Annotated in this window: 24 protein-coding genes and 3 pseudogenes; 13 read left to right on the forward strand and 14 right to left on the reverse strand. The window is 55.9% G+C overall.

Features of this window, described 5'->3' with window-relative positions; all coding sequences use genetic code 11:
- Window positions 1–160 precede the first annotated feature (160 nt).
- Together M0R89_RS22630 and M0R89_RS22640 are read left to right on the forward strand one after the other, a co-directional pair.
- Complete coding sequence (locus tag M0R89_RS22630; RefSeq protein WP_248653198.1) at window positions 161–658, forward strand: carbohydrate kinase family protein; 498 nt, start codon at window positions 161–163, stop codon at window positions 656–658.
- 307 nt (window positions 659–965) lie between these two features.
- Window positions 966–2,307 (forward strand): annotated as a pseudogene (locus tag M0R89_RS22640) (MFS transporter).
- Window positions 2,308–2,474: 167 nt separating this feature from the next.
- Here M0R89_RS22640 and M0R89_RS22645 read toward each other — a convergent pair.
- Genes M0R89_RS22645 through M0R89_RS22655 form a run of 3 tightly spaced genes read right to left on the reverse strand, consistent with a single transcriptional unit; the run spans window position 2,475 to window position 4,487 of the window.
- A complete protein-coding gene (locus M0R89_RS22645; protein WP_248653199.1) occupies window positions 2,475–2,921 on the reverse strand; it encodes a low molecular weight phosphatase family protein in 447 nt (148 codons plus the stop codon).
- Between the two features lie 8 nt (window positions 2,922–2,929).
- Window positions 2,930–4,093 carry an ACR3 family arsenite efflux transporter gene (arsB, locus tag M0R89_RS22650; protein WP_248653200.1) on the reverse strand — a complete coding sequence of 388 codons (1,164 nt, stop codon included), beginning with the start codon at window positions 4,091–4,093 and terminating at the stop codon, window positions 2,930–2,932.
- Window positions 4,086–4,487, reverse strand: a complete 402-nt coding sequence (locus M0R89_RS22655; RefSeq protein ID WP_248653201.1) for an ArsR/SmtB family transcription factor — start codon at window positions 4,485–4,487, stop codon at window positions 4,086–4,088. Before M0R89_RS22655 ends, arsB begins: the two co-directional genes overlap by 8 nt.
- A gap of 141 nt (window positions 4,488–4,628) precedes the next feature.
- Here M0R89_RS22655 and M0R89_RS22660 point away from each other — a divergent pair, with 141 nt between their 5' ends.
- From M0R89_RS22660 to M0R89_RS22670, 3 genes and pseudogenes are all read left to right on the forward strand, one after another.
- Window positions 4,629–5,048, forward strand: coding sequence for a RidA family protein (locus M0R89_RS22660; RefSeq protein ID WP_248653202.1), 420 nt, complete (start codon window positions 4,629–4,631; stop codon window positions 5,046–5,048).
- Between the two features lie 450 nt (window positions 5,049–5,498).
- Complete coding sequence (locus M0R89_RS22665) at window positions 5,499–6,050, forward strand: hypothetical protein (protein WP_248653203.1); 552 nt, start codon at window positions 5,499–5,501, stop codon at window positions 6,048–6,050.
- A 245-nt stretch (window positions 6,051–6,295) separates the two neighbouring features.
- Window positions 6,296–6,498, forward strand: a pseudogene (locus M0R89_RS22670) (IS5/IS1182 family transposase); the annotation flags it as partial.
- Window positions 6,499–7,053: 555 nt separating this feature from the next.
- On the opposite strand, the gene M0R89_RS22675 reads toward M0R89_RS22670, so the two are convergent.
- The 5 genes from M0R89_RS22675 to M0R89_RS22695 form a co-directional block, all read right to left on the reverse strand.
- Window positions 7,054–7,428 carry a hypothetical protein gene (locus M0R89_RS22675; protein WP_248653204.1) on the reverse strand — a complete coding sequence of 125 codons (375 nt, stop codon included), beginning with the start codon at window positions 7,426–7,428 and terminating at the stop codon, window positions 7,054–7,056.
- Window positions 7,429–7,516: 88 nt separating this feature from the next.
- Window positions 7,517–7,963, reverse strand: a complete 447-nt coding sequence (locus tag M0R89_RS22680; RefSeq protein ID WP_248653205.1) for a hypothetical protein — start codon at window positions 7,961–7,963, stop codon at window positions 7,517–7,519.
- 2 nt (window positions 7,964–7,965) lie between these two features.
- The gene (locus M0R89_RS22685; protein ID WP_248653206.1) at window positions 7,966–8,757 is read right to left on the reverse strand and encodes an energy-coupling factor transporter transmembrane component T family protein; all 792 of its coding nucleotides are present in this window, start codon (window positions 8,755–8,757) and stop codon (window positions 7,966–7,968) included.
- Entirely contained in the window at window positions 8,754–10,493 is a 1,740-nt protein-coding gene (locus M0R89_RS22690; RefSeq protein ID WP_248653207.1) for an ABC transporter ATP-binding protein, read from the reverse strand. Before M0R89_RS22690 ends, M0R89_RS22685 begins: the two co-directional genes overlap by 4 nt.
- 56 nt (window positions 10,494–10,549) lie before the next feature.
- Window positions 10,550–11,143, reverse strand: coding sequence for a hypothetical protein (locus tag M0R89_RS22695; protein ID WP_248653208.1), 594 nt, complete (start codon window positions 11,141–11,143; stop codon window positions 10,550–10,552).
- Between the two features lie 185 nt (window positions 11,144–11,328).
- Between M0R89_RS22695 and M0R89_RS22700 the strand changes: the two genes are divergently transcribed.
- Window positions 11,329–11,544 carry a hypothetical protein gene (locus M0R89_RS22700; RefSeq protein WP_248653209.1) on the forward strand — a complete coding sequence of 72 codons (216 nt, stop codon included), beginning with the start codon at window positions 11,329–11,331 and terminating at the stop codon, window positions 11,542–11,544.
- A 169-nt stretch (window positions 11,545–11,713) separates the two neighbouring features.
- On the opposite strand, the gene M0R89_RS23600 is transcribed toward M0R89_RS22700, so the two are convergent.
- The gene (locus M0R89_RS23600) at window positions 11,714–11,995 is read right to left on the reverse strand and encodes a DUF7511 domain-containing protein (protein WP_438267705.1); all 282 of its coding nucleotides are present in this window, start codon (window positions 11,993–11,995) and stop codon (window positions 11,714–11,716) included.
- 113 nt (window positions 11,996–12,108) lie between these two features.
- Window positions 12,109–12,240 (reverse strand): annotated as a pseudogene (locus M0R89_RS22705) (IS5/IS1182 family transposase); the annotation flags it as partial.
- A 255-nt stretch (window positions 12,241–12,495) separates the two neighbouring features.
- Between M0R89_RS22705 and M0R89_RS22710 the strand changes: the two are divergent.
- The 7 genes from M0R89_RS22710 to M0R89_RS22740 all read left to right on the forward strand — a co-directional run bounded on the left by M0R89_RS22710 (window position 12,496) and on the right by M0R89_RS22740 (window position 21,731).
- A complete protein-coding gene (locus M0R89_RS22710) occupies window positions 12,496–13,578 on the forward strand; it encodes a PstS family phosphate ABC transporter substrate-binding protein (protein WP_248653210.1) in 1,083 nt (360 codons plus the stop codon).
- Between the two features lie 285 nt (window positions 13,579–13,863).
- The gene (locus M0R89_RS22715; RefSeq protein WP_248653211.1) at window positions 13,864–14,907 is read left to right on the forward strand and encodes a PstS family phosphate ABC transporter substrate-binding protein; all 1,044 of its coding nucleotides are present in this window, start codon (window positions 13,864–13,866) and stop codon (window positions 14,905–14,907) included.
- 63 nt (window positions 14,908–14,970) lie between these two features.
- Window positions 14,971–15,960: a phosphate ABC transporter permease subunit PstC gene (pstC, locus tag M0R89_RS22720; protein WP_379793599.1), complete on the forward strand. Its 990-nt coding sequence runs from the start codon at window positions 14,971–14,973 to the stop codon at window positions 15,958–15,960.
- Window positions 15,960–17,582 carry a phosphate ABC transporter permease PstA gene (gene pstA, locus M0R89_RS22725; RefSeq protein WP_248653213.1) on the forward strand — a complete coding sequence of 541 codons (1,623 nt, stop codon included), beginning with the start codon at window positions 15,960–15,962 and terminating at the stop codon, window positions 17,580–17,582. Before pstC ends, pstA begins: the two co-directional genes overlap by 1 nt.
- Window positions 17,583–17,592: 10 nt before the next feature.
- Entirely contained in the window at window positions 17,593–18,432 is an 840-nt protein-coding gene (pstB, locus tag M0R89_RS22730; RefSeq protein ID WP_248653214.1) for a phosphate ABC transporter ATP-binding protein PstB, read from the forward strand.
- 261 nt (window positions 18,433–18,693) lie between these two features.
- A complete protein-coding gene (locus M0R89_RS22735; protein WP_248653215.1) occupies window positions 18,694–19,689 on the forward strand; it encodes a phosphate uptake regulator PhoU in 996 nt (331 codons plus the stop codon).
- A 710-nt stretch (window positions 19,690–20,399) separates the two neighbouring features.
- Window positions 20,400–21,731, forward strand: a complete 1,332-nt coding sequence (locus tag M0R89_RS22740) for an MFS transporter (RefSeq protein WP_248653216.1) — start codon at window positions 20,400–20,402, stop codon at window positions 21,729–21,731.
- Window positions 21,732–21,820: 89 nt separating this feature from the next.
- On the opposite strand, the gene M0R89_RS22745 is transcribed toward M0R89_RS22740, so the two are convergent.
- From M0R89_RS22745 to M0R89_RS22760, 4 genes are all read right to left on the reverse strand, one after another.
- Window positions 21,821–22,744 carry a phosphatase PAP2 family protein gene (locus M0R89_RS22745; RefSeq protein ID WP_248653217.1) on the reverse strand — a complete coding sequence of 308 codons (924 nt, stop codon included), beginning with the start codon at window positions 22,742–22,744 and terminating at the stop codon, window positions 21,821–21,823.
- Window positions 22,732–23,955 (reverse strand): arylsulfotransferase family protein, encoded by a 1,224-nt coding sequence (locus M0R89_RS22750; RefSeq protein ID WP_248653218.1) that lies wholly within the window; start codon window positions 23,953–23,955, stop codon window positions 22,732–22,734. The genes M0R89_RS22745 and M0R89_RS22750 overlap by 13 nt, the downstream gene beginning before the upstream one ends.
- 1,007 nt (window positions 23,956–24,962) lie before the next feature.
- Window positions 24,963–25,937, reverse strand: coding sequence for a hypothetical protein (locus M0R89_RS22755; protein ID WP_248653219.1), 975 nt, complete (start codon window positions 25,935–25,937; stop codon window positions 24,963–24,965).
- 103 nt (window positions 25,938–26,040) lie between these two features.
- Window positions 26,041–26,775 (reverse strand): DUF7504 family protein, encoded by a 735-nt coding sequence (locus M0R89_RS22760; protein ID WP_248653220.1) that lies wholly within the window; start codon window positions 26,773–26,775, stop codon window positions 26,041–26,043.
- Window positions 26,776–26,798: the final 23 nt, after the last annotated feature.

Genomic DNA, 26,798 nt, shown 5'->3' on the forward strand with positions numbered 1-26,798 from the left:
GGCCGGACCATCCGAGTCACCGAGCGACGGCTCGCCCGGTAGCTCTGCATCTTCGGTCAACAAGGAGACGATGGGATTTGAACACAGGAGAGAAGAACTACTGGCTGGGAATCATAATAGAGTAGGTACTTAAGGATAGGGCGGATTTCAAGTTAGACTGATGTCTCGAACGGGCCCCGAATACGTTGAGTCGGAGGAAGAGTTGCTAACTGATCTCGATCTCAAACAGGACACTGGTGAAATCTCTAGTAGAACGGCTAATTCCTTCAAGGAACTCTACGAGTTTGCGAGAGAAATCGGAGACGATGTCACTATAGGCGAGGCCAAGAACGCCAACTTCCAATGCAAGGTTGATGCACACTTGGGGGACTATCACGGAGATCCCAGTGTTTTCACTGCGAGTATCAACAGGGAAGTGCAAGTCTGGCCCGCGAGGATGCCGATGGACCACGATTCGGACCTCGATGCAGTGCCGTGGGCCGCGGAGGACTACCACGAATACGAGAGAAACTTCCAGACACTTCGGGGAATTCCTCAAGGAGCAACGGCTGTGAACTTCAAAACGTTTGCCTCGAAAGTGGATATCGAGGAATTCAAATCTGTCGTAGAAGAGTTCGTCGCCACCTGCCGAGAGAAAGACCGACAGACCACTGAATAACCGACGGAGTCGTGATACTGGATTTGAGAGAAATCCATCAGCAGCATAACGGAGTTGCCGACGGATAATCAGTCTGCGAACGCGAACTGCTCCGCTTCTACCTCGCAATCAATCGAAACGCTGTCCTTCTTACGGATGATCTTGAGGCTCGAGACGCTGCAAAGGAAGCCGACGTCGAAGTCCACGGGTCAGTCGGTATAGACGATATTGAGGGAGTTCGGGCTCAGCGTGACGAGACCCGGCGTCTCGTCGAAGATTTCTTTGATCGAATCGGGCTGTCGAACGAGTAACTATTGAATCAGTACCAATGAGTCAAGAACGAGTCTCGGTCGAAGCGGAAGAGACGACACCCCTGGATACGTTCCGTCAGTTCTTCGCGCTCGAACGGGACGTACTGGTGCTCTCGTTGGCGATGTTCGCGTTCAGTCTGGGCTTCCAGATGACCAGCCGGTACCTGCCCGAGTACATCGTCGCACTCGGTGCGTCTGGCTTCGTCGTCGGACTGTTTGGAACGGTCGGGAACATCATCTCGGCCGTCTACCCGTACCCTGGCGGGGCGGTATCCGACCGCATTGGGTCGCGGTACGCGCTCACTATCTTCGGTCTGCTCTCGACAGCAGGTTTCGGGTTCTGGTTGCTTGCACCCACCATCGGGACGATCGAACTCGCGGGCGTTGCTATCCAGCCTTGGATCTGGATCCTCGTCGGACTGTTCCTCGCACAAGCGTGGAAGTCGTTCGGTCTCGGCGCGACCTTCGCGGTCGTCAAGCAAGCGACCGACCCGTCGCGGCTGGCCGCGGGCTTCGCCAGCACCGAGACCTTCCGCCGGACCGCGTTCCTGATCGGTCCGGTGCTGGCCGCCGTCCTCATCGGCTTCCACCCCGACTTCACCGTCAGCTTCCAATACGTTCTCGGGGTCGCGGTCGTATTCGGGGCCGTCGGTACCATCGTGCAGCACATCCTCTACGACTCCAGTTCAGACACCATCGGGGACTCCTTCGAGGGTCTCGACCAGATCCGGCGGGACCTCCGGGACATGCCCGAAGAACTCCGTCCGCTACTCGTCGGCGACCCTCGTCCGGTTCGCCAACGGCATGGTCTACGTATTCTTCGTCCTCGTAATCACTCGGTTCCTTAGCGTGGGCCTCGAAACGACTGTAGGTGTCGGCGGGTTTACGTACGCGCTCGATCTTTCACCCGAGGCATTCTTCGGCTACCTGCTGGGCGTCGAGATGCTAGTCGCACTGCTCGTGATGGCTTCCGCCGCCAAGGCAGCCGAGTATGTGGGACTCAAGCCCGTCGTCGCACTTGGGTTCGCTGTCTACGCTATTTTCCCGATTGTGCTCATCAACACCCCGGAGAGTGCACTTGCGTTGATCCTTGTGTTTGCGTTCTCGGGACTCCGTTTCGCTGGCCTGCCCTCGCATAAGGCACTAATCGTCGGGCCCGCTGAGCAGGATACCGGCGGCCGCGTTACGGGCACATACTACCTGCTCCGGAACACGGTGGTTATCCCCAGTGCTGTCCTCGGTGGCTATCTCTGGGATTTCGTCAGTCCCGAGATCGCCTTCACGGTCGCCTCTGTCATTGGTCTCGTCGGAACTGGCTACTTCCTACTTTTTGGCAAGGAGTTCGACGCGTACCGCTAACCCACTTCGAATTGGGCTACAAGATACGCAGCCCTACTGATTTGGTGTTTCACCGAATCGGTCTCTGGGTAGAATACGAATTTCCGATTCTGCACCGAGAAGTGGACTCTCTGTGGATTGATCAATATAGTAGATAGAGACAGCAGTTCTGTCAGCGGTGTCTCCGTTCAGGGTGCATCGCTGAACTCGTCGAACAGAGCAGTGACACGCTGTTCAATTTCATTACGAATCTCACGCACTCGGTCAAGATCCTCTCCATCAGGATCGTCCAGAGCCCAGTCGTGGATATCTACATCTTCTCCCACCTCGCCAACGTCAAGGGTCGAACAGCCCATCGTGGCAACGTAGTCGCAAGACTGCAACTCTTCCAAGGAGATCTCTCGCGGTGTTCGATCGGAGAGGTCGAACCCTACTTCGTCCATTACCTCAATGACTTCATCGTGGACGTGGTCGGCTGGATGGGTGCCGCCGGTCAGAATCTCGACGTCGTCGCCGAGTCCCCGGCGATCCCGCTCGCGCTCGGCGAACGCGGTGGACATCTGGGAGCGCCCGGCGTTCTGGACACACATGAAGGCGATGCGAATCGGGTCGGTTGCGTCAGTATCTATGGACATGGTTTGAATTAGTCGTCAGTCGTCGTTTCGCGTGCGGTTACGTCAAGATTCGCTGCTCCGTCGCTACTCCAGTCGAACTTTCGCTGGAAGTACAGTGCGACGTTGACCAGCGCAAGCAGGACGGGTACTTCGATGAGCGGGCCGACGACGGTCGTGAACGCGACGCCGGAGCCGACGCCGAACACCGCAACGGCGACCGCGATTGCGAGTTCGAAGTTGTTCGAGGCGGCGGTGAACCCGATGGCCGTCGTCGTCGAGTAGTCCGCGCCGATGCCCTTGCCCATCCCGAAGCTCACGAGGAACATCACGACGAAGTAGATCGTCAACGGAACGGCGATCAGGAGCACGTCACCCGGCGAGGCGACGATGTTCTCGCCCTGCGTGGCGAACATCACGATGACCGTAAAGAGGAGCGCGACGAGCGTAAGCGGGTCGATCTTCGGGACCAACGTCTCGTCGTACCACTCCTCGCCCTTAGTTCGCGTGCCGATATATCGCGTGAGGAACCCGCCGACGAACGGGATGCCGAGGAAGACAACGATCGCTTGGAACACCTGCATCGGCGTCACGTTGAACGTCTGGATGCCCGCGACGAGTGTCTCCATCCCGAGTAGTGGCGGGAGGAACAGCCCAAAGAACCAGACGTACACCCCATACGTGATGATCTGGAAGAGGCTGTTGAACGCGACCAGCCCGGTAACGTACTCAGTCGATCCCTCTGCAAGTTCGTTCCAAACGAGCACCATGGCGATACAGCGGGCCATCCCGATGAACACGAGGCCGAGGAAGAACTCGGGGCGAGCGGGCAGGCCGGGAACCAGTCCGCTGAAGAAGACCACGGCGAGCCCGAACATAAGCGTCGGCCCAATCAACCAGTTCTGAACGAGGCTCAACCCGAGGACGCGCCAGTTACTGAATACCGCGCGAAGTTGCGAGTAATCGGCCTTCGCCAGCGGCGGATACATCATCGCGATGAGCCCGATTTCGACGAGGTGGAAGTCCTGAATGGGTTGGGTCACCGACGGGGCGACGAATCCGAGTCCCACACCGACGACCATCGCACCGAGAATCCAGACGGTGAGGTACTTATCGAGGAAGTCCATTGACCGCGGGTCGCCACAGCTCTCACAGTCGCAGTTCGGGCCGTGATCGTGGGCGTCGGCGTTACTCATCGGCGTTCACGCTCCCCTCGAGGACGGTGACAAGCGCGACAGCCCGGTTCGTTGCACGGTACTTCTTCCATCGGCCGTCCTTTCGGCTCTCAGCTAGTCCTGCATCGACGAGCTTCGAGAGCGCGTGGCTGAGGCCGCTTTCGGTCACGTCGACGACCGCATTCAGTTCACAGACGCAGAGTTCCTCCCGCGCAGCGACGAGGACGCGGACGAGTGTATACCTCGTGTCGTTGGAGAGTGCCGAGAGCACATCGAGTTCAGCATCCACTTGCGCTGTCCCGATTGCGGCTTCGAGAGTGCTGAGTTCGTCGAGGCGGCGCTCGACATCCTCGTTGCGACACTCCCCGAGTTCATCATCGAGATACCGCCGAAGTCGGTCCGTAGCTTGTGCCATCGGTTTTGATTTGAATAGAGACTCAATTAACGGTTTCGGATGAGAGGGCTAGTTAGCATATAGAGAAAGAACATAAGGGTATAACCCCACTATCTGGGAAAAGTGGAAAGGACTATAGTTTAGTAAATACTAAACTCAGATATGGAATCAAACTCACGGGGCGACGCACAGTTAGCTCGGGCCAGTATGACCAGCCGAAAACAGCGTGACGGAACGGAGTTCATTGCCGGATACGGGAAGAAAACTGGTGAGTCAGACCTCCTCTTTATTGAGGGACAACTCCCAGAAGATGGAGATCGAGTTATGAGCGATGAGCCGCCTACCCGACAGCTGGAACGGTGCTTACAGAATCTTGAATCGCAACTGGAACGCCACAGTAGAGAGATGAACGACGTTCTCCAACTCACTCTGTATCTCGCCGAGATGGACGCGTACGAACAGGTGAACGACACCTACGAGCAGTACTTCGATGAGACGTATCCGGCACGCACGACTGTCGGTGTTTGCGAATTACTCGGCGGTGCCGCAGTAACCGTCGACGCCGTTGTCGCTATCGAATAGTTTCTGAGAACCGATACCGCTAGTTCAAACGAATGTCGGTATCCTCGGTATTGAGTCCTTCTTCGAGCTTTGCTTTCCATTGATCCGGAAGAAACCTATTTATCCGGGCTGTTGAAAGCCTCAATCGGTGATAGATTTTAGTTGCCTTGGTAAATACCGTGCGTGGGCCGTGTTTAGACGATGTGAATACGTCGATCGGTGGCTCTGGAGGGTGAATAGAATTAGGCCGAGAGTGTCTCTCTATCCAATCTCGTTTTTTTCTGCAAAGACCGTAATGGCGATCTGCATCACGTCTAAACAAGGCCAGTGCGCGAATGTGGCATGAGGTGGAGGCCGACTACGAGAATCGCTAATCGTTAGTACAGACAAAGTATTTTGTGAACGAAGAAGCCATTAGAAGAGTATTTGACCTTCCACAGGGATTTTGATATTCTCCACAAATCTTGAAATATGAGACGCCGTCAGGTACTCCGACTTAGCGGTCTTGCATTAACTGTCCCGTTTGCTGGCTGTACTTCGGTAGTAGGAACAGAAGAGAAATCAGAGTTTACGGTGACAAAAACGAGTGGAATACCAGTCAAAAAACGTATAAGTGAATTTGCTCGCTCATACCCCGGTCAAGCGCCCTTTACCGAGGTCGTTTTGGGTGAGAAGTCAAAAACAGCCGATAATTCGCATGGAGTAGAGATTTATAACGATTGCGAGAATCCGGTCGAGATCTCGCTAACGGTCAATAGAGGGTCGGATGAAGGAACACTAGTATTTGAGGGCGAGGGGACCATTTTAAATGGCGAATACCTGGTGATTGTTATTTCGGACCCTACGACGTACATCCACAAACTCGAGACAAGTGGAGAAGGTGTGAACCTTCAGAAAACCTTTGACGTGCCACAGAGCGCGTGGAATACAGCCCCGAAAGAGAATAAAGGGATCAGTCCAGAACATAACATCCATATCAATAAGGGCAAAATCGATGTAAGATTCGTCGGGGAGGAGAGATGAACGTAGCGGTCTCAGCGGAATACGAGATATCGACGGGGAAAGTCCAGGAAGTGATATTCGAGAGTATCAAACTGACTCGAACATCCATCACTCAGTCGGGGAGTGGGTCCGTTATGAAGCGACGTAAGGTCCTATCTGTAACGCTTTCATCCGTCTTCTCTGGCTGTTTCGAGAGAGACAGCCGACCAGACGTGCGTCTCGATTGGATTCGAGAAGTCAAACGCGATTATCGATCTACACGTGACGACGACCAGAAAATTCGCGCGTCAGCCCGTGACGGGATGTTCGTCCGGTGATCAAGCATCGATACTTTTCGCCGCTCCACGAGGCGTGGAACTCTCGGCTCGACGCCGACCGCTACGGGTAACGTAGTCAGAGCGAGACGGTGAACTCTCATCTCAAACAGAAATACGGCACATTCGTCCGCCCCCGACGCTCGTGGAGGTAGTTCCGTGAACTCGCTATTGGCTGTCTCACCTACGACATCGACGAGGTGTTCTGAACGTCAGATAGAGAGCAGATAATCGGGACTGAACTGGCGTTGAGTTCATCATAGTGATGCTGCACGGAGGTCGCGTCGAAGAGGTCTGCTCGATGCGTGGCTGGCTTGCGCCCTATAATTTCTATTACCAAATTCTATATGATTAGACTCATCTTCTGGTATTCATGGCCCCTCTCGGAACCATCGCCCTCGGAATCACTGTCTTGTATATGGTGACTACCTTCGTTATGAGTCAGGACATTCGTGACAACACCCGAGAGATGGTTGAGCTACTGGAACAGACGGGTGAGGATACTGCTGACAGTTGACTGCACCGTCGATACCGAGTCCGATGCTGTGTCTACCAATCAAGTGTCTCGCCAGACGAGCCACTGACCGATTCGCACGGTGTTTCTTCCACGAATGCAGGCGACCTATCCAAATCTTGTCAGCTGTGCCGTGACCGACTCAGAGAATAGATGCAGCAGTCACCTCTGCATATGTAGACGTGTGCTGTCTATCTCATTCTGGATGCTGCTTCCCGACACCATAGTGACCGGCCTTCAGAAGAAAGTACACCGTCGTCCCGCCCATCACAGTTGCTGGAATTTGCTTACCAAGGAACAAAAACATCATCATCGTCACGGCACCGAACAAGAGCGTGCTCATCCACGCCCACGTCCATCGCTTTAGGAGGCAGATCAGCAGAAGGCCCCACAAAATCGGAACCCCGAAACCCCACAACCACAAATTGACACCACCACCTACTACTGAACGTAATACGTCGTCCAATTTGAGCCAGCCCCAGAAGACCGCACCGTACATAACTAGTGCGACAACGGCGTGATTGCTTGTCTCAGTTTCTTCAGCACCCCTCGACGTGGCCAACTCAGTCATATTTGGAAGTAGCCCTTTGGCGTAAAAAGATGGGTGTTCCCCGTCTGGTGACCCGAAATAACAGTCGTATCCGACACCGTTTCCTGTATCATTCGTCAGCCGTTTTCTCGGTTACTGGCAGGTACTTCGACTGTGCGGCCATATGAAGTAGTCCGAACCCGAGTCCCGCGACTGCGAACGACCAGAAGAACGATGCCTCACCGGGTCCGTAACGGGCGTAGCTATAGTTCAGTAGCAAGCCGACCACAGTCAGGGCGAGGAGTATCCACGACGCGGAAAGTTTCACCTGTTCGGCACGGGGGATTGAGAGGCTCCAGTAGTGGGCGAGTTTCCCAGCAGTATTGAGGGTGAATGCGCCAGCGATCATGACGGTTCCACCCCAAACGACTGCGACCATCTCAAGGAGATTACCAATGGCGAAAAATCCCATGCCGAAAAACAGGCCAAGTCGGCTCCATCCTTCAGCAGTGCTCGGATTGACGTACGTACGCGAATCGTTTTCCGGCTGTCGTGTAGTTGGTTCTGTATTCGTCATGGTCACGCTCCAGATGCTGGCAAAAACGGGACGGTCAGCAAGCCGAAGTTGACAGCTCCGGTGACAGTGAGAACCGCTACTGCCGCCACCACGAGCATAGTGTCTCCACCGTCGAATTGCAGGTCGTGGCGGAGCTCCCGTCCCTCGTTCGAGAACGAGTACCCGCGCATCGTCAGCACCGACATCATCGTGTTCGACCGTTGGAGGACCGTCATGAACATCGGGACTGCCAAACTCGGCACGTTCTTGGCGAACTTGAGTGGGTTCCGCGTCTCGATCTCAAGGCCTTTGACCTTCATGCCGTCCATTATACGGAAGAGATCACTGATGGTGACGTAGAATAGCAGGAAGACGTACTCTAACGTGAAGCAGAGGAGTTCAGGAACGCTGAGCTTCCGCAGGCCGTCGGTAATCTCGGTGAGTTCCATCGTGGTGAAGAGGCTGGCGCTGACGAGGAGTGCGGACTGCCAGGACAGTGCGAGTTTGAGTCCAAAGTCGAAGTTGCCACCGAAGGCCGTGCCGCCGGCTACCATGCGCTGGATGGCCGGAAACGCCAGGATTCCGAGCACGTTCACCAGTTGCAGAGCCAAGAGCGCGCCGATCCACTTGGGGGGAACGCGAGCGAGTGCGACCATCCCGAGGCCGATGCCGACCGACACCACCATCCACTCCCAGGTCGGTGCAACGTACATATACAGGAGCATCGCCACGAACACGCCGAGTTTCGCCCGCGGGTCACGGCGGTGGAGCCACGTATCGCGGTCGTTGTAGACGACCGGCACGCGCCGCTTCATCCTGACACCTCCACGCGCGAAGCAAATTGTTCGACGAATTCATCGGCGGTTAACGCCTCGATACCGACCTGCCGTGCGAGCCGGGCGGGACGAGGCGGAAGCAGATGCCGACTTGTCAGCCACTCCCAGTTATCGCGGTCGAACACTTCTTTCGTCGGTCCCTGCATCGCGATAGACCCATCATCAAGAACCGTGATCGTATCGGCCACCTCACAGACGAAGTCCATATCGTGGTCGATGACGACGACTCCTTTCCCTTGGTCAGTCAATCGGGAGATCGTCTGCTCGACGTGGCGATGAGCTGTGGCGTCTACACCGGCAACTGGTTCGTCGAGAACCAGCACGTCCGGGTCGGGCATCAACGCGCTCGCCATGTTCACCTGCCGCCGCTGGCCGCGTGGCAAGAACATGGGGTCCTCGTCGAGTTGCTCCTCGTCTAACCCGACAAGGCGACGCACGTCCTCCACGCGGGAATCGATGAATTCCTTGTCGTAACGTTCACGCTTCGAGAGGCCCAGCAGCCCGGTTTTTTCGTACTGGCGCTTTTCGAGCGGAAAACGGAGTTCCGCTTCGACGGTCTGTTCGGAGAGTTGTTCGTCGGGGTTCTGGAGGGCGATGCCGACCGTTTCTGCAACGTTGCGCGCAGTACGGCCCTCAGTCGAGTCGCCGTCAACGGACACCGTCCCTGCCGTCGGCTCGAACAGGCCAGCGAGAAGTTTGCTGAACGTCGTCTTCCCGGCACCGTTGCCACCGATGACCGCATGAACCTCCCCCTCGTGGACGGTGAAGTCCACTTCATCCACTGCCACCTCGTCGGTACCGTACTCGTACCTGGCACCTTCGACGCGGACGAGCGGTTCGCCGAAGTCCGCTGCTTTAGGGATGCCCCCATCCGGTGCTTGCACCGTTACATCCGATCCTCGTGAATTAGCGGTGCGATGACGCTCAGACGCGTCGAGGAACTCGCCCGGCGTCAGCGGGTTCCCAGCTAACCCGACATCGTTCGCAATCTCACAGCAGACCGGTGGAGCGACCCCGATCCGCTCGAAGAGTTCCTGGTCTCGAAGGAGGTCGTCAGCAGGGCCGAATGCGACGCGCTGACCGTCGTTGAGGACGAGCAGTTTGTCGGCAATGCCGACCAGCGCGTCAGGGTCATTTTCTGTGACAACGAGCGTCTTCTCACCGGCAAGCGACGCGACGAGGTTCCCGACATCGTCGCGGCCCTCAGGATCAAGCATGTCCCGTGCGGTGTCGAATATCATTACCTCGGGGTCGATGGCGAGTGCGGCAGCGATGGCCAGCCGCTGCTGTTGGCCGCCAGAGAGTTCCCAGGTGAACTTGTCTTCGGTGTCGGCCATGCGGACCCGTTCGAGCAGGTCACGCGCATGCTCGGTCGCCTCGTCGCGCGGAATGCCGCGGTTCACCAGCGGTGCGATGACTTCGTCGATGACCCGAACCTGGGTGAGTTGGGCGGCGTAGTCCTCGAACACCATTGCGACCTTGTTGTCGTCGGCCTCGCGTGGGTCGCGTCCGGCGACAGAGATGTCACCACTGGTCGTCCCCCCGGTGTTTTGGGGTGCGAAACTGGCGAGACTCATCGCCAGGGTCGTCTTCCCGGCTTCGACCGGCCCGACGACACCGAGTACCTCACCCTCGTCGACCTGGACCGTCAGGTCCGACAATGCAGGGTCGTCCTGCGTCGGGTACGTGAACGTGAACGAATCTACGCTAAGCATCTATTCCCCCGTTCGCTCGGTTTGTCGGATTCATGGTACAGAAAACTGCTATCGCGTCAGTTGGATTGCTGTGCGGCGGGTGCCATCATGCGCTTCATGCGACCCTGAAGCGCGGAGACGACGGGGATGAGCGGAATCGCACCGAGGATAATACCGTGGGTGACCGTGTTGCCGGCGAGTGCCGTCAGATACACGGACATCGCGTCGCCCGAGACAAGGATTAGACTCAGCCCCTCGATGGCAAACTGTATGAACGCGCCGAGCACGGCACCAATGGTGAGCTTCACCTTGTTACTCGGGTCTTTCATGAAGTATCCCGCGACCGTGAAGCCGACAACGTAGCCGGTCCAGCCGAACGGTTCGTCCGGTTCGATGCCCTCGAAGAAGTCGAGGATACCTTCTGCGAGGGTTGCGCCGACAGCCGCCGCGATGGTCGGCGTCCCCCATGGGACGAACGCGATGACCGTGTATACGACGAAGAACGCCTTCCAGTCGATGTCCGGAGGAATCTCGCCCAGACCCTCACCGATTGCTAATGCCCCTGCGAACAGTACCGCCGTGAGCCCCGCGATGACCACGAGATTCGTCAGTTCCACGTCGGTCGTGAACGCGGTGGATTTGCCCCGCGTCGACTCCGTTGTTTGAGCCATCACCGGGTAGTCACTTGGTGAATAAAAAGAGCATTGCTATGAGGGATTAGTTCCTTGCCGTACCCAGACATAACGAACAGAACCGAACGTACCGATATATAGTATCGTTTACTCCTACCATTTACTATTTGACTTCCCGCAATCCCACGCAAATTTTCTAGACTGAAACTGGACGATAGTTTTTAGTGTACATCGCAGATTGGGACAAAATGGAGGCGGAGCTACCAGTATCTTCTTTAGATATGACCCCGTCGAAATACGATATGCCATTTGAGGCAGTTGGACAAGTGATTCTTACGGTAACGGTTCTTGGAGGTCTTGCCTTCCGTGAACAAATCGCGACACGACTTGCGTCACTTGAGGGCGCTCATAGTTCAAGTGACTTCGAATACAGTGAGTAATGTCTTATCCATCCGGAGTTGTACGCCCAACTCTAACTGCCCTCAACAGAATTGAACATCCATTAGGACTGACAAGGTACAACTGAATGAGATTGACCACTATAGTCGGGGTTTTGACGCTGTAGGTTACTGACCGTCATCAACAAGGCCAAGGATACTGCGATTTCACCTACTGCCACTCCGAGAGTGCAACAAACGCAGACATATTTGCGGTCAACCAGGTCTCCATCCGATTACTTCCGGTCAACTCCGGCGGATGTATCGTTCCCCGATCTGGTTGCTCGTGGTATTTCACGATGGTTAGACGCAGGTCTAGAGTCGGTTGTGCCGAGACTGATTTTACCGGATCTCTCGTAGTGTTGGCGTAATCGTCCGTGGAGCCGGACCAATCGTCGGTCGTGAGAGGACGTTCACTCATTGGGTGACTTGACTGGAAAACTGGTTGTTTCATAAATAGCTGCTGCTAATTGCTCATTGTACCACTATATTGCCGAAGGGAATTGGACAACTTTGTTGGATTATTTGAGTGGAGCGCTTTTTTCAGTGCCGTGGAGAGCAACCATGCAGGACGACATGTTGGTGGAGCGTGAACCGCTTCCATGAATAGCGTGTCGAGAATCGTAGTGCAGCACGGCGAGCCAGCATCATAGCCCGTTCAACGAACCGAAGGAATCGTGACATCGACAGAGCATCCATTTTCTTCAGCTACTCACCAGTCATATTTGTCAGCAAGGGCTTAAACAAGGCCAGTTATCCAGAGATTTGTCGCCAGTAGCGATTGCAAGAGTCGTTTCGGCGATTTACTTCTGTTTTCGCTCAGAGCGTATTATACTCGGACCACAATATACGACTATATATCCGTCATTCTTAGTATACCGGTATAACCAAGACTATAGGCCCTCGTACAACTCATATAAAGACGCTTATTTACTATCCACCCTGTTCCAGTTGATGGCACAAGATTCGGAGCAGTTCTCAGATGTCGTATCGCGTCGGAAATTCCTGCTCACGTCTGGAGTGGCTGGGGTCGCTGGCCTCGCTGGATGTACCGGTAATAGCGACACGTCGGACTCGTCTGGCAGCGAGAGCAACAATGGGGGTAACGAAGGCAATGATGGGAGCACTGACGGGAACGACAAAACCACCGAGTCGCAGACTTTGTCCGGCGATATCCGCATCTCCGGTAGTAGTACGGTTTACCCGGTGGCCCAGGAGGTTAGTCGTCAATTCCAGCAGGATCACTCGGAGGTCGGTTTCAACCTGACTCGGGACGGGAGCTCCGGTGGGTTCAAGAACGTCTTCATCCCCGGCGATAGCGACATCAATAACTCGAGTCGTCCCATCGCAGACAAAGAGGTACAGCAGTGTCGGGACAACGGTTTTGAGCCCGTGGAGTTCTTCATCGCGCAGGACGCGCTCACTATCATCGTCAACAACGAGGCCGACTTCATCGACTCGATAAGCCTCGAAGACCTCAAGACAATCTGGTCGCCGGATACTGCCCCGAAGATGTGGTCGGACGTCAACTCCGACTGGCCGAACGAGCCGCTCGACCTCTACGGCGCTGCGACCACCTCCGGCACCTTCGACTACTTCACAGAAGCGGTCGTCGGCAAGGAGGGCAAGATCCGCGGGGACTTCGAAGGTACTGAGGAAGACGACCTAATCGCGCAGGGCGTGCAGGGCAATAAGTACGCGATGGGCTACCTCCCGTTCGCCTACTATACGAACAATCCCGACTCGGTGAAAGCACTCAGTGTCAGCGAAGGCGGGAGCAAGCCGGTCGAACCGAGCCTCAAAGCTGCACAGAGCGGGAATTACCCGCTAGCCCGACCGCTGTTCTTCTACGCCAACATGAACAAACTCCAGCAGAAGAACCATCTACAGGAATTCGTCCGGTTCTACGTCAACGAGGCCGACGAGGACTACATCGCCAACGAGATCGGCTACGTCCCGAGCAGCAAGCAGATGGTCGAAGATAACCTGAACAACCTCGAAGCTGCGATCGCCGGTGAGTACGAGTTCAGCCGATAACTGTATCCGACGTTTTTCTCCAAATAACCGAACGACCGCAGATTTCGATGTGAAGTTTTTACCGCTGAACACGCACTCCGGTCCTCACAGCATCCTTTATCGTCCTGAAGAGTCGATTTGTCGAAGGGGATTAGTCTACGACAGACACCATTGTATGGTTAGTCGCAAGAGTCCCATACAGGCCCTTCGGGAGTATATAGTGATATATAGAGTAATATAGTCAAACGGGAAAAGATATAGGGGTCATACTAAGAGATATATTTGTCCTCAGTCTTGGCTCAAGTGATGGCACAAAACTCGGGGAATTTCTCCGGCAATGTATCACGACGGAAATTCCTTCTTACTGCTAGTACTGTCGGAACTGTAGGTGTCGCTGGATGTACAAGAGGCAGCGATACAAACGGAACGACGACCGACAGTAATGGAAACAACGGTACTAGTGAATCAGAAGCCCTATCTGGGGATATCCGAATTTCGGGGAGCAGTACCGTTTACCCGATTGCCCAAGAGGTTAGTCGACAGTTTCAACAGGATCACTCGGAGGTCGGTTTCAACCTGACTCGAGACGGGAGCTCCGGTGGTTTCAAGAACGTCTTCATCCCCGGCGATAGCGACATTAACAACTCGAGTCGTCCCATCGCAGATAAAGAGGTACAGCAGTGTCGGGACAACGGTTTCGAGCCCGTGGAGTTCTTCATCGCGCAGGACGCCCTCACCATCGTCGTCAACAATGAGGCCGACTTCATCGACTCGATAAGCCTCAAAGAGCTACAAACGATTTGGTCGCCGGATACGGCACCCAAGACCTGGTCGGACGTCAACTCCGATTGGCCGGACGAGCCGCTCGACCTCTACGGCGCTGCGACTACTTCCGGCACCTTCGACTACTTCACCGAAGCCGTCGTCGGCGAGGAGGGCAAGATCCGCGGGGACTTCGAAGGTACCGAAGAAGACGACCTCATCGCGCAAGGGGTTGCAGGAAGCAAATATGCGATGGGGTATCTCCCGTTCGCCTACTACACAAACAACCCTGACACGGTGAAAGCGCTTAGTGTCAGCGAAGGCGGGAGCGAGCCCGTTGAACCGAGTCTCAAAGCTGCGCAGAGCGGGAACTACCCGCTGGCTCGACCACTGTTCTTCTACGCTAACATGAACAAACTCCAGCAGAAGAACCACCTGCAGGAGTTCATCCGGTTCTACATCAACGAGGCCGACGAGGACTACATCGCCAACGAAATCGGCTACGTCCCGAGTAGCAAGCAGATGGTCGAAGATAACCTGAACAACCTCGAAGCTGCGATCGCCGGTGAATACGAGTTCAGCAGGTGATAGGCGATCGGTCGTCTGTAACGGAATAACCGACCAATACACCATCTCAAAATGAGTAACGAAATGCAACCGGACACCAATTCATTACAACGGAATGAGTTTGTTGTCCGGAAGGAGCAACTGTATAGGGCATTGATAGCGGGGTGTGGGATTTTGACGATTCTCGTAACGGTCGGAATCGTTCTCTCGCTTTCTGGGAAGGCGTTTACGTTCTGGGCGAACGTCTCACCGATCGAGTTCTTTACCGGCACGAAGTGGAGTCCGATTATTAGCCAGTCGTACGGGGTACTTCCGCTCGTCAGCGGAACACTCATCGTGACGTTCTTTTCCGCATTGATCGCACTGCCAGTTGGTCTGGCTGCCGCGATATATCTAAGTGAGTACGCGAGCGAGCGAGCGCGATCAATCCTCAAACCGGCGCTCGAGATTCTCGCTGGCGTTCCGACGGTAATCTACGGCTATATGGCACTCGTGTACATCACACCGCTGGTAGACAGCGTGCTTCCGCTTTCAGTTCGGGTACTTCCGCCCGGACTCCCAGTCGTACCGGAGTTCACGTTCATCATGCCGTCGCTACGCACGTTCAACGCGCTATCTGCAAGTATCGTCGTCGGGATCATGATAATCCCGATGGTCTCCTCGATTAGTGAGGACGCTCTCAGTTCGGTTCCGGATAGTCTTCGGGAGGCCGCTTACGGTCTCGGTTCGACTAAGTTCGACGTCTCGACGAAAGTAGTCGTTCCCGCAGCAACCTCCGGAGTCGTCGCATCGTACGTCCTCGCGCTCTCGCGAGCGATCGGTGAAACGATGGCCGTAACGATGGCGATGGGCATGAGTCCACAAATGCCCTACTTCCCGAACGTACTCCGTAACTTAGCCGAGTCCAGTCAGACGATGACTGCCGCGATCGTCCAGATTGCGGGAGCCGACCAGACGCCCGGAGCGACGTACGAGGCGATGTTTGCCATCGCCATGACGCTGTTCGTCATCACGCTGGGGATGAACGTCCTCGCCGAGCTAGTCCGACGACACTTCAGGGAGGTGTACGAATAATGGCGGCCGAAGAAGACACGGCGAGTCAGTTGCGCCAGACCTCCCGTCTACGTTTCGAACACCTGAAAGGGCGGCTCTTCGAGGCGGGACTGGTCGGTGCGACGCTACTCGGTATCGTATCGCTACTCGTACTGTTCGGATACATCGCGTTCGACGCGTTCAGACCCTTGACGGCATCTGTCCGGTGGTACCTCCTCTACTTCGGGACGCTCGTCACACCGACCGCCGCGTTCACCCTTTACGCACGCCGTCGTCCGGCAGTGCGGGCCGCGAATGCGAGAGCGTTCGCAGTCATCCTCGGCGGTCTCACCGTGAGTTGCGTTTCGTACGTGGTGGCTGAAGCACTAAGCCCGTACGACATCTTCGTCTACGCGCTCTTTGGCGGTGTTCCCCCGATTCTAGTAGCACTCTACGGTCGGACCACGGACGATAACAGCTACATCGGGCCTGCGATTCCCGTCTCGATACTCGTCGGTTTCGGGGTCGCAAACCTCTTCTACGGAACGATTCGTCCGCTTGTCGACATCCTCGCGCGATGGATCACGTACTTCGGCGTGGTCACCGTCCCAGTCGCCGTGATTATGGGAGTCGTCGTGTCGCGTCGCTGGTCTCGTCAGCGTGGTCTCTACGCTGCCGGGGCCGTAATCGTGACATCCCTTCTCGTCGCTGTCGGTGGAATCGCGCTCGGCATCGACCCGTCGTTCTGGATCGTTCTCTCCTCGGCGTTGGTCCTCCCGACTGTTTACGTCGTCGGCGAAACTGTCGCAACGGACCCTGAGGGGCGAATTGGTGTCCTCGGTCCCTTCGTCGTCATCGGTGGAATCGTCGTGGGGGCAGTCCTTGAACGCCAACTCGGAATCGAGGGACTCGAGAGTTACGTGACGCCCACGCTCCTGTTGACTTCGTGGAACGGACTCGATGCCGGTCAAGCAGGAGTCTATCCGCAAATCGTCGGCTCGATCATCATCGTGGGTTTCATGGCGCTCTTAGCGTTCCCAGTTGGTGTCGGCGCTGCGGTTTACCTCGAAGAGTACGCAGCGAGTACTGGTTGGAGCGGGCGACTCGCAGCACTTCTCGAAGTGAACATCTCGAATCTTGCTGGTGTCCCCTCGGTCGTCTACGGGATTCTGGGACTGGCGCTGTTCAGGAACACGCTCGGATTTGGTACCGGTGTCGTCATCTCTGCGGCAGGGACACTCGGCTTGCTCATCCTGCCGATTGTCGTCGTGTCCGCACAGGAAGCGCTCCGATCGGTTCCGGATTCGCTACGTCAAGCCTCCTACGGCATGGGCGCCAGTCGGTGGCAGACGCTCCGGAACGTCGTACTTCCGGAAGCAGTTCCGGGGATACTCACCGGGACGATTCTCGCACTTGCTCGGGCTATCGGCGAGACAGCACCACTAGTCATCATCGCCGTCGCAACGACGAAGTACTCACCGCCAGAGGGCATATTCTCGTCCGCGACGGCACTCCCACTGCAAATCTTCGCCGCTCGCAGTAACGTTAGTGCAGCGTTTAGACATGGCGTGGTTCCAGCAACTGCCGTGGTGCTGCTTACCCTGATGCTGGTGATGAATACCGCTGCAATCGTAATTCGAAACCGATACGAAAGTGACAACTGAGGAAACTACAATGAGTGATACCGACACGACTCCGACGATATCGACAGACGTAGAGGATTCGACTTCCGAACGAGAAACCCGACCGACACCGGACTCAGATGAAGCGGTTATCGAGTCTCGGAATCTGAGCGTCCATTACGGAGATGTACAGGCACTTCAGAGTATCGACCTCCAAATACCGAACCGACAAGTGACCGCAATCATCGGGCCATCTGGTTGCGGGAAATCGACGTTCCTCCGATGTATCAATCGGATGAACGACCTTGTCGAGGCTGCAACAATCGACGGTAAACTACTCTTCAATGGGACCGACGTGTACGAGGAGGATATTGACCCCGTCGCACTGCGACGTCGGATTGGAATGGTCTTCCAGCATCCAAATCCGTTCCCGAAGAGTATTTACGATAACGTCGCCTACGGCCTCCGAATTCAAGGTATCACGGACGACATGGACGAACGGGTCGAACAGGCGCTCAAGCGTGCAGCGCTCTGGGACGAAGTCAAAGACCAACTCGATAAAAGCGCACTCGACCTCTCCGGTGGCCAACAACAACGTCTCTGTATTGCTCGGGCGATTGCAGTCGATCCCGACGTCCTCCTCATGGACGAACCGGCATCTGCGCTGGACCCGATAGCCACCTCGAAAATCGAAGACCTCATTGAGGAACTCGCCGAGGAATACACGGTCGCCATCGTCACCCACAACATGCAACAGGCCGCTCGAATCTCCGATAAGACGGCTGTCTTCCTCACCGGTGGTGAACTCGCCGAGTTCGGCGATACACAGAAGATCTTCGAGAATCCCGACAGCCAGCGTGTTGAGGACTACATTACCGGCAAATTCGGATAATAGCTGTGTCACGCCCAATACACCAGCGATCTCTCGGTGAATTCAGAGGTGACGTTCGAGAGCTTGAACCACTCGGGTTACGCCAACTGCACCGCAGTTTAATGTCTCTCAGCGTGGCAGAGACAGTCTCAAGCTCGGAGATTGTCGGCAGTAGTGAGGGGACTAAACGGCGATGTCTCGAACAAGAGATTAGCCACGAGGCTAACATTGCCGTAAAGACCGCCTACCTAGCCGGAAATGGTTCGGACTTGATTCACTGATATGGAAGCACGAAAGGTCCAAAAAGTCGGTGGTGGCACGTATACGGTCTCGATGCCCGTCGACTGGGCAGACGAACACGACATCGAAGCGGGTGACTTATTGTATCTCTATCCGCATCTTGATGGATCACTCACCATTCGACGGAATGAGAAGGACCAGAGTGAACTTTCGAACGTCGAGATTGTCCTGACGGATTCAGAAGTATCGACAGCTAAGCGGATGTTCCAGGCTGCTTACACTGCGGGTTTCGATAAAATTACTCTGTATCCAGAAGATATCTTTGCGAGGAAACAACGGCAAGCGGTTATTTCTCTCTCACGAGAACTCACTGGTATCGAAGTTGCTGAGGAATCAGAGTCTCAGATAACCGTTCAAGGGCTATTGGATGCGAGTGAAGTCTCGATCCGCCAGTCAGTTATCCAGCTCCGATTCAACACACTGTCGATGCACGAGGCAGCTATTGCCGCCTTCGCTGGAGACGCTACTGAAGTAGAGTATATTTCACGGCGGGATGACGAAGCGGACCGTGTCTTCCAGCTAATCACCCGTCACTTCAACCGCTCTCTCAAGGATTTCGACGAGCTAAATCAACTCGGGCTCTCCCGACGGGAGTTGTTTGCGTATTATTTCACGGCTCGTCAGCTCGAACGGGTAGCGGATCACGCCGTCAAAATTGCGAATGTGGCGAGTCGCTATGATGGCGAGATCGACGAAGAACTACGGTCAGAGGTCCGGTCCCTTGGGTCCGACTCTCGACAAATCGTCGAAGACTCCACAGATGCTGTGATCAACGATTACTCTGCCGGGGAAATCCATTCTACTCTCAACTTCTGTAACCGAGTTACCGAGGACGTATCTGTCATAGACGAGGCTCTAGTAGACCGAACGCCGAAAGAAGCATTCGTCGTTACTCGCGTCCTTGATAGCATAGATCGAACAGCGAAATACGGAAAGAACATCGCCGAATGTGCGCTACAAAATTCCCTTTGGTCGTAACACAAATATAACATATAAATTAGGGGCGCGAGGAAGCCTAACTCACTCGGGGGTCATCCGTCCCGAATACTCTACTTCAATTTGAGCAGCCGAATTACTGAGCAAGCCCGGCGCTCATTCTTATCTTGACCACACCAAACGCGACGGCCAGCAACGAGGCGACCGTCTGGAACCAGCCGCAATGTCGAGAGCTTTCTCCATCTCACCTATCCCCGGATAGAGCGACTTCGCTTCTGGACGAAATGGTTGATCGTCTCCCATCTCACTTCAAACTGGTAGCAGTAGACCATCACCGAGGCTATTGGAAGTTTGACTTTGACTGTAATTAGACTCTCATCGTATTCTTGGGAGAAAGATCTATAGAGATTTCCGTCGCGGGGGATACTCCTTAATCTCCTGTAGTATCTTTTCTTCATCCGGTATACGACGATTCAAGTCGCCGGTACAGGCACGAACCCTCGCCCACAAGTTCGCCGCCTGCGAGCGCGTTACTGCTCATCCAGTGGACGGTGAAGACGCTTTTGACGATCTCAGCATTGGTGATGAGCTCACTGTCGCAAGCATAGTGAAGAATCCAATGTAAGTCGAGTATTTCGTTCGCGTATTCGGCTAGGACGTATCGTAGTTCCCCACGTCTCTTGAACCGCCATGAGACTGCTACCAGACCATTCTCCGATAACAGTTTAAGTCAAACCTACACACGTCTGAACATGGCGCAGGAACAGGCAGAGGCGGCAGGACCAATTGATGCGTTCCGGCAGTTTTTCGCACTTCAGCGGGACGTGTTGGTACTCTCGCTGGCGATGTTCGCATTTAGCTTGGGCTTTCAGATGACCAGCCGGTTTCTCCCTGAGTACATTGTCTCTCTGGGTGCGTCCGGGTTCGTCGTCGGACTGTTCGGAACCGTCGGTAACATTATCTCTGCGGTTTATCCCTATCCCGGCGGCGCAGTGTCAGACCGCATCGGCTCACGGTACGCGCTCACCGTCTTCGGACTCCTCTCGACGCTCGGATTCGCCTTCTGGTTACTCGCACCGAACATCGGAACAATAGCGATTGCCAGCATCACAATCGAACCCTGGATTTGGATTTTCGTCGGCCTCCTCCTCGCGCAGGCGTGGAAATCGTTCGGCCTCGGTGCCTCCTTCGCCGTCGTCAAACAGGCCACCGACCCCTCGCAGTTGGCGTCGGGATTCGCGAGCACGGAAACGTTCCGACGGACGGCGTTCCTGATCGGTCCTGTGCTGGCGGCGGTCCTCATCGGCTTCCACCCCGAGTTCACCGTCAGCTTCCAGTACGTCCTCGGGGTGGCAGTCATCTTTGGAGCACTCGGAACGATCGTCCAGCATATCCTCTACGACGCCAGTTCCGATACCATTGGTGACTCCTTCGAAGGTATCGACCAGATTCGGCAGGACCTACGAGATATGCCGGATGAACTCCGGCCACTCCTCGTTGGCGACACGCTCGTTCGATTCGCTAACGGAATGGTCTACGTGTTCTTCGTCCTCGTCGTCACTCAGTTCCTCCAAATCGGCTTCGAGACCTCCCTCTCACTTGGCGGACTCACCTACGGCATCGACCTCTCGCCGGAGGCGTTCTTCGGGTATCTGCTTGGCGTGGAGATGCTCGTCGCACTTCTCGTGATGGCTCCAGCAGCCAAGGTAGCCGAGTACGTGGGGCTCAAACCTGTCGTCGCACTCGGGTTCGCAGTCTACGCTATCTTCCCGATCCTGTTGATAAACGTCCCTGCGAGCTCACTCGTATTGATTCTCGTGTTCGCGTTCTCCGGACTCCGGTTTGCAGGGTTACCCTCTCATAAGGCACTGATTGTCGGACCCGCCGAACAGGGCGCCGGAGGACGAGTGACAGGGGCGTACTATCTGCTCCGGAATACAATCGTCATCCCGAGTGCAGCGCTGGGCGGGTATCTGTGGGAGTTCGTCAGCCCGGAGATCGCGTTCACCATTGCCACTGTGATCGGCGGAATTGGCACCGTCTACTTCCTGCTATTCGGTGAGGACTTCGAGGCGTACCGGTAACCGACAGAATCGCCTTCCTCATCGTGGTCGCCCGAATGTTCGGCACCAGTCAGGTCTGACCGAGATGTGAAATCAAAAACGCGCGGAGGTTAGACTATCCGCTCGCCGAGAAGCGGCGCACCGACGGCGCCCCCGGCGGCAGTTGCTGCGCCGACGAACGTCACTACGAGGGGAGGCTCCAGCGCATAGATCACGCCGAAGACGGCAGCTGTCACTCCGAGAACGAGAAATCCGGTGACCACTTCTTGGCGATTGGTAGGATGTGCTGGCGTCGAATCGGCGATGCCGCGCCAGACCAGCCATCCGCCGACCGCACCGCCGACCGCTGTCACACTGTCAAACGTAACTCCGAGAAGCAGCCCGACTACACCAATTACGACCGCCACGAGGAGAACCCTTCCGGGATCAACACCGTTGTCGGCCAGTCGGTAGAGAACCCAGAGTACGACCACACCGATCGCAGCGCCGACGACGATGTCGACCAAATAGTGAACGCCGAGTGCGAGTCGTGAGAAGGATACAAGCGCAACGACGGCTCCAGCGATGCTCAGTCGTGTGCGGTATGACCCCCAGTTAAGCACGAGGGCCAGTCCGCCCCAAACCATCGTGCTCCCGAGTGCATGACCGCTCGGGAATCCCGGTCCGTAGGCAGTCGCCGTGCTGTGGAATATTGGTTCGATTACGGACGGAATCCATGCGATTTCAGGCGGTTCAGCGGCGCCCGGGGGACGGGGAAGCACGAAGATGTTTTTGAGGACACCGATGAGGGCGACGTACGTGAGGGCGAGCGCGAGCACGAACAGCCCCCGTCGCCGATCGATTCCCAATCGGGGCATCTCCTCTCCGGCGACGTAGAGGGTCCCGCCAAGGAGAAAGATGAACCAGACATCGGCCAGTTGGGTAGTCAACGCGAAGAAGACCACTATCGGTCCCTCTCGGTACGCTTGAAGCATCTCCGTGATTCCGAGACTTCGCCCGTTCCAAAACATCGATGTGAGAGTTATCGTCTCCACTTGAGTTCCAGTATCGCCCACCCGATACCCGTTATGGCTGCTATTAGGAGGGCAAATAACTGACTGACACCCAACCAGATCGGGGTGATGTACATCAGTCCGTTCAGGTACTTCCCTGGAAGCACGTCCTTGACGCCGATCCAGAACTGGTCGGCGAGTCCGCCGGTGCGGGAGTCAAGGTTCGCCCGTACCGCACTCGGTCCGCCGGTGCTCTCGTCGCCCGTACCGAGCCGTTCAGCTTCGTACGGGAACCCCACATGCGTGCTCCAGACTATCTCGCCCTGCTTGTTCACCTCGAAGACGCGGTTGCCGTTCGAGTCGGATATTAGGGTGTGACCGTTCGGCAGGCGGTCGGCATCGCGGACCCACTGTAACCGTGCGCCCTGCCATGTCCACGTCTGTTCCCACTCTCCATTCCGTCGCTGATACTCGACGACTCGGTTGTTCTCCGAATCGGCAACTAAGACAGCGGGGCCGCCGTTTTCTCTGGGAATGTAGTCCGGGTTGTGTTGCTCATTGAGTATTTCGTAGTTGTCCTCCTCGCCGAGCGTCCAACTCTCGTTGATCCGTCCCGTATCGCGGTCGATGAAGGCGACACGGTCGTTGTTCCGGACGCTAACCATGATCTGCTCCCCGTCGTTCACGAGTTCGACGTCGTTGATGTGTGTCCAGTCATCGGGGAACGGACCACCTGTTTTGCTCGCGTTGAACGTATTGGACGCGTTCCACATCCAGACGGTTTCTCCGCTCGTCTGGTTGACGATGAAGATACGGTCCAGATAGATGTCAGCGACAACGAAGTGCGACTGATTGATTCGGTCGATGTCGTGATACCGAGTTGCTTCTTTACCGGGAGTCTTCTGCGACCAAATTGGCGTGACTTCACCGGTGGTGAGGTTGACTCGTTCGACGCCATTCTGTGTGCAGGCGTTCGCCTCCTTGTGGTGAGCGTAGTACTCGTTCCATCTCTCCTCGCTCACGCCATACTTGGTGTAGTTCCACTTTCCGGCAGTCGGACAGTTCTTTCCCTTAATGTGGTCTGCGTATGCAGCCTCAACTGTTGCTCTTGTCCCGGAGACGGGGTCGACGTCCCAGTACCGGGTGTGGGTATCGTTGTAGTAGAGGATACTGCCATTCGACCCGTACGCGACGAGTTCGGCACGTCCCCGGGGACCATCGCCTTCGGCACCGAGCCACGAGTTTGAGTCCATCCCGATGACGGTGCCGTTGTCACGGTCGGGGACGACCTGCTCAGATCCATCGAGTACCTCTGTCTATGACCTCCCTTCGAATCCGTTATCTCCCGAAGATCCGGCCACGTAGGCGCTCGCGACGACGATCAAACATGCGACGATTACGACCGCGAACACTGCCCTGTAGGTTTTCATAGTTACCATTGTCTGAAGCTCAGCACTCCCACCTATGGCGAATTGACCCGTACGGCACTCCGAAGTCGATTCAGTAGCTCACGGTTCACGGTACTGATAGTTGAAGACTGTGGCCCTGTCGGTGAATGCTGGTGTTTTTCGCATCCCAGAACTGTCAGAGAAGGACGTATCCGAGGAGGATACCACCACCGCCACCCCCAAGGATAAGATACACCCCGCTCGTCCCGCGAACGAATAGAATGAACGTTACAGCAGCAATTGACATCCTCCCCGCGCTAAAGCGCGAGGATTCCTTCGTGGGGCGTCGGGCCGTCTAACGCTACCCCGAAGACAACTTCCTCACCCCGCGTGGTGAGTACCGGGTTCGTGCGCTACACGTCGGCCCTCAAGCGAGGGTATGGGGTATTCGGCGTCCGATATGGACGCGGTATCCGCTTGTGCCACACCCAATACCGCCTAAACCGAGGCGTCCGAATACCGGGCAACCACCCACGGTTGGAACGTGGGCGGACACGGGTCGTGCCATCGACCATACTCCACCATGGCGGGCGGAGTGCAACCGCGAACGGGGCGTGTTTTGGTATGCTGTCGCCCCCTCGTGTGCGCGGTCGTTGCCGACCGTCTCCAGTGACGGGTAGGGGTACTGTGAGGACGGCGAACGAATCCGAACCACGTACTCCCCACCGGGTTTGCCGGTGGTGGGCATGGAACCGTCCGTACCAGTGGGAAGCGACCCCGAGTCTTCCGATTGAGAGTTTACGCGAGTTGTCTTACCGCACGATACGACGCCGGACTACTTGATAATGTCGGTTGTAGAGGGTTTGTCGGCTTCATCCCCGCCCTAAAGGACGAGGCTTTCGCCTCGAATTTCCCGTAAAGTCGAGATCAACCTTCGATTCGATAGCTCGACGTTCGTGCAGATCGACCTCGTAGTATCCCTCTGTCCGCGTGATACAGTCGAGGAAGAACGTTTGTTTGAGTACGCGTTCGACTTCTCTCTCGAATCCACGGGTCGTCTCAAGCGAGTGCTCGAACCCCGTCTCAGTAACGATACACGGGCTATCACCTTCAACCACTTTGGCTCCGAGGTAGTACGCGAGTGGAGCAGCGACATAGATAGCCTGATGCGTCGCTGGAATCTCAATTCGAATTCCGGTGTCGGGAACTTCCAGGCCCGCAGGGATATCGAGAGACTCACCGAGTTCGATAGTCGGCGGATGGCCGCGAAGTGACGGGTACGACCGTTCGCAACTCGTTGTCTTTAGGGCAGACCCGAACGTGGAGATGGCCGCCATCATGTCTTCCGGGTCGGACGTCGTGGTGACGGTCGCCGCGGGCTTCTCGTGATGAGATCGGGCACCCAACAGTATCTCCGTCTCCTCGGCGAACTCGAGTCGAGTACGTTCCGTATCTGATGCAACTGTGAACGGATCGTTTACTCGGAGATAGAGTTTGATCGGTGCACCGAGTTCGATACTGTAGACTCCAGCCCCGAACTCCTCGTAGGCGAAGTGCTCTGCCTCGGCAAGCATCTCACCCGTCTGATCACGTACGTAGACCGGGACGACCGTTGGCAGAGTGAGCGTTCCCGTGGTAATGGAGATGCCCTTGTCCGCAGGAAAGAGAAAGTTGTCTGCACCGACTGGTGTCGGAGTGACTGGGCAAGAGGTTTGAACCGAGTACCGCTGTCGTTCGATCGAGTCGATGATAGTGATACCGGTACCGTCCGAATCGGCATCAAAGGAGAGTGTACCAACCGAATCCTCGCTGGTTGACTCGACTCGTTCGCTACCCAGACTGTTCATTACAGTAGGCGTCTCTCAGAGTAGTAGCAAAAAACTATCGGGTTCTTAAACAAAAGCCTCCAAACATAAACGAACGACAAGTGCGGGGATTGCAGTTGTCTTCCTACGAGCCGGGCGGAGTAAGCCATCCAGACGTAATATCTGCTTCACGAAGATGCCACCGCTGTTCTGGCTGACCGTCCGCGATTTGGAGTTCGACCGTCGCGTCGAAGAGGGGAGCGAACTGCTTGACGTGCTTCGAGTCGTATTCGACCGGGAAGTGGAAGTGCGCCATCCCCCGGACGCTCTGAATGCGGCCAATCAGGATGTGAAGAAACTGAAGGACTTTCTGCTGGTCGTACTCCGCTGACAGTGCCGTGAGAGAGTCGAAGCAGACACGAAGTTCCGAGGGGGAAAGCTCGCCAGCAATCTCCTCGAACGCCTCAATCTCTCGGGAGATAGCGATGCCGAGTTCTGCGAGTTTGTCACTCTCGACGTGACTCGGGTCAACCCCTTCGTACGGTAGTTGCGGAGGCCGAACTGGCGAGGCCGTGGTGGCACTCCGTGATTTAGCTGTCCACGTGACGAGTTTGGTGGTCTCAGGGTGTAATCGGTCGGGTGAGGTGGAGAGTCGTTCACTGATATCCGGTAAGTCCGGAGACGTCGAGACGAAGAGCCGACGCCGGTCCTGTACCGTCTCATCACCGAGCATCCAGTGACAGGCTTTCACCGCCGCCGCGTCGGGAACGTCGCCAACGACGAGGAGAGACGAACCGTATTCCTTCAGTTCCTGAAGTTCTCTGACGAACGTCTCCCGGTTGGTGTCCGAAAGTCCAGTATCAGCTTCCTGAGACACCATTACCCCACTCTATTTAGACAGTA

The organism is Halorussus limi (assembly GCF_023238205.1).
Classification (GTDB): domain Archaea; phylum Halobacteriota; class Halobacteria; order Halobacteriales; family Haladaptataceae; genus Halorussus; species Halorussus limi.

What these genes read in the sequence shown, in the direction of transcription:
- M0R89_RS23600 (WP_438267705.1), bottom strand. Translation starts at nt 11,995, where the DNA reads ATGAAACAACCAGTTTTCCAGTCAAGTCACCCAATGAGTGAACGTCCT.
- M0R89_RS22660 (WP_248653202.1), top strand. Translation starts at nt 4,629, where the DNA reads ATGGAATCAAACTCACGGGGCGACGCACAGTTAGCTCGGGCCAGTATG.
- M0R89_RS22715 (WP_248653211.1), top strand. Translation starts at nt 13,864, where the DNA reads ATGGCACAAAACTCGGGGAATTTCTCCGGCAATGTATCACGACGGAAA.
- M0R89_RS22690 (WP_248653207.1), bottom strand. Translation starts at nt 10,493, where the DNA reads ATGCTTAGCGTAGATTCGTTCACGTTCACGTACCCGACGCAGGACGAC.
- M0R89_RS22695 (WP_248653208.1), bottom strand. Translation starts at nt 11,143, where the DNA reads ATGGCTCAAACAACGGAGTCGACGCGGGGCAAATCCACCGCGTTCACG.
- M0R89_RS22740 (WP_248653216.1), top strand. Translation starts at nt 20,400, where the DNA reads ATGGCGCAGGAACAGGCAGAGGCGGCAGGACCAATTGATGCGTTCCGG.
- M0R89_RS22630 (WP_248653198.1), top strand. Translation starts at nt 161, where the DNA reads ATGTCTCGAACGGGCCCCGAATACGTTGAGTCGGAGGAAGAGTTGCTA.
- M0R89_RS22645 (WP_248653199.1), bottom strand. Translation starts at nt 2,921, where the DNA reads ATGTCCATAGATACTGACGCAACCGACCCGATTCGCATCGCCTTCATG.
- pstA (WP_248653213.1), top strand. Translation starts at nt 15,960, where the DNA reads ATGGCGGCCGAAGAAGACACGGCGAGTCAGTTGCGCCAGACCTCCCGT.
- M0R89_RS22675 (WP_248653204.1), bottom strand. Translation starts at nt 7,428, where the DNA reads ATGACTGAGTTGGCCACGTCGAGGGGTGCTGAAGAAACTGAGACAAGC.
- M0R89_RS22755 (WP_248653219.1), bottom strand. Translation starts at nt 25,937, where the DNA reads ATGAACAGTCTGGGTAGCGAACGAGTCGAGTCAACCAGCGAGGATTCG.
- M0R89_RS22665 (WP_248653203.1), top strand. Translation starts at nt 5,499, where the DNA reads ATGAGACGCCGTCAGGTACTCCGACTTAGCGGTCTTGCATTAACTGTC.
- arsB (WP_248653200.1), bottom strand. Translation starts at nt 4,093, where the DNA reads ATGAGTAACGCCGACGCCCACGATCACGGCCCGAACTGCGACTGTGAG.
- M0R89_RS22735 (WP_248653215.1), top strand. Translation starts at nt 18,694, where the DNA reads ATGGAAGCACGAAAGGTCCAAAAAGTCGGTGGTGGCACGTATACGGTC.
- M0R89_RS22760 (WP_248653220.1), bottom strand. Translation starts at nt 26,775, where the DNA reads ATGGTGTCTCAGGAAGCTGATACTGGACTTTCGGACACCAACCGGGAG.
- M0R89_RS22710 (WP_248653210.1), top strand. Translation starts at nt 12,496, where the DNA reads ATGGCACAAGATTCGGAGCAGTTCTCAGATGTCGTATCGCGTCGGAAA.
- M0R89_RS22750 (WP_248653218.1), bottom strand. Translation starts at nt 23,955, where the DNA reads ATGGACTCAAACTCGTGGCTCGGTGCCGAAGGCGATGGTCCCCGGGGA.
- M0R89_RS22655 (WP_248653201.1), bottom strand. Translation starts at nt 4,487, where the DNA reads ATGGCACAAGCTACGGACCGACTTCGGCGGTATCTCGATGATGAACTC.
- pstB (WP_248653214.1), top strand. Translation starts at nt 17,593, where the DNA reads ATGAGTGATACCGACACGACTCCGACGATATCGACAGACGTAGAGGAT.
- M0R89_RS22680 (WP_248653205.1), bottom strand. Translation starts at nt 7,963, where the DNA reads ATGACGAATACAGAACCAACTACACGACAGCCGGAAAACGATTCGCGT.
- M0R89_RS22685 (WP_248653206.1), bottom strand. Translation starts at nt 8,757, where the DNA reads ATGAAGCGGCGCGTGCCGGTCGTCTACAACGACCGCGATACGTGGCTC.
- pstC (WP_379793599.1), top strand. Translation starts at nt 14,971, where the DNA reads ATGCAACCGGACACCAATTCATTACAACGGAATGAGTTTGTTGTCCGG.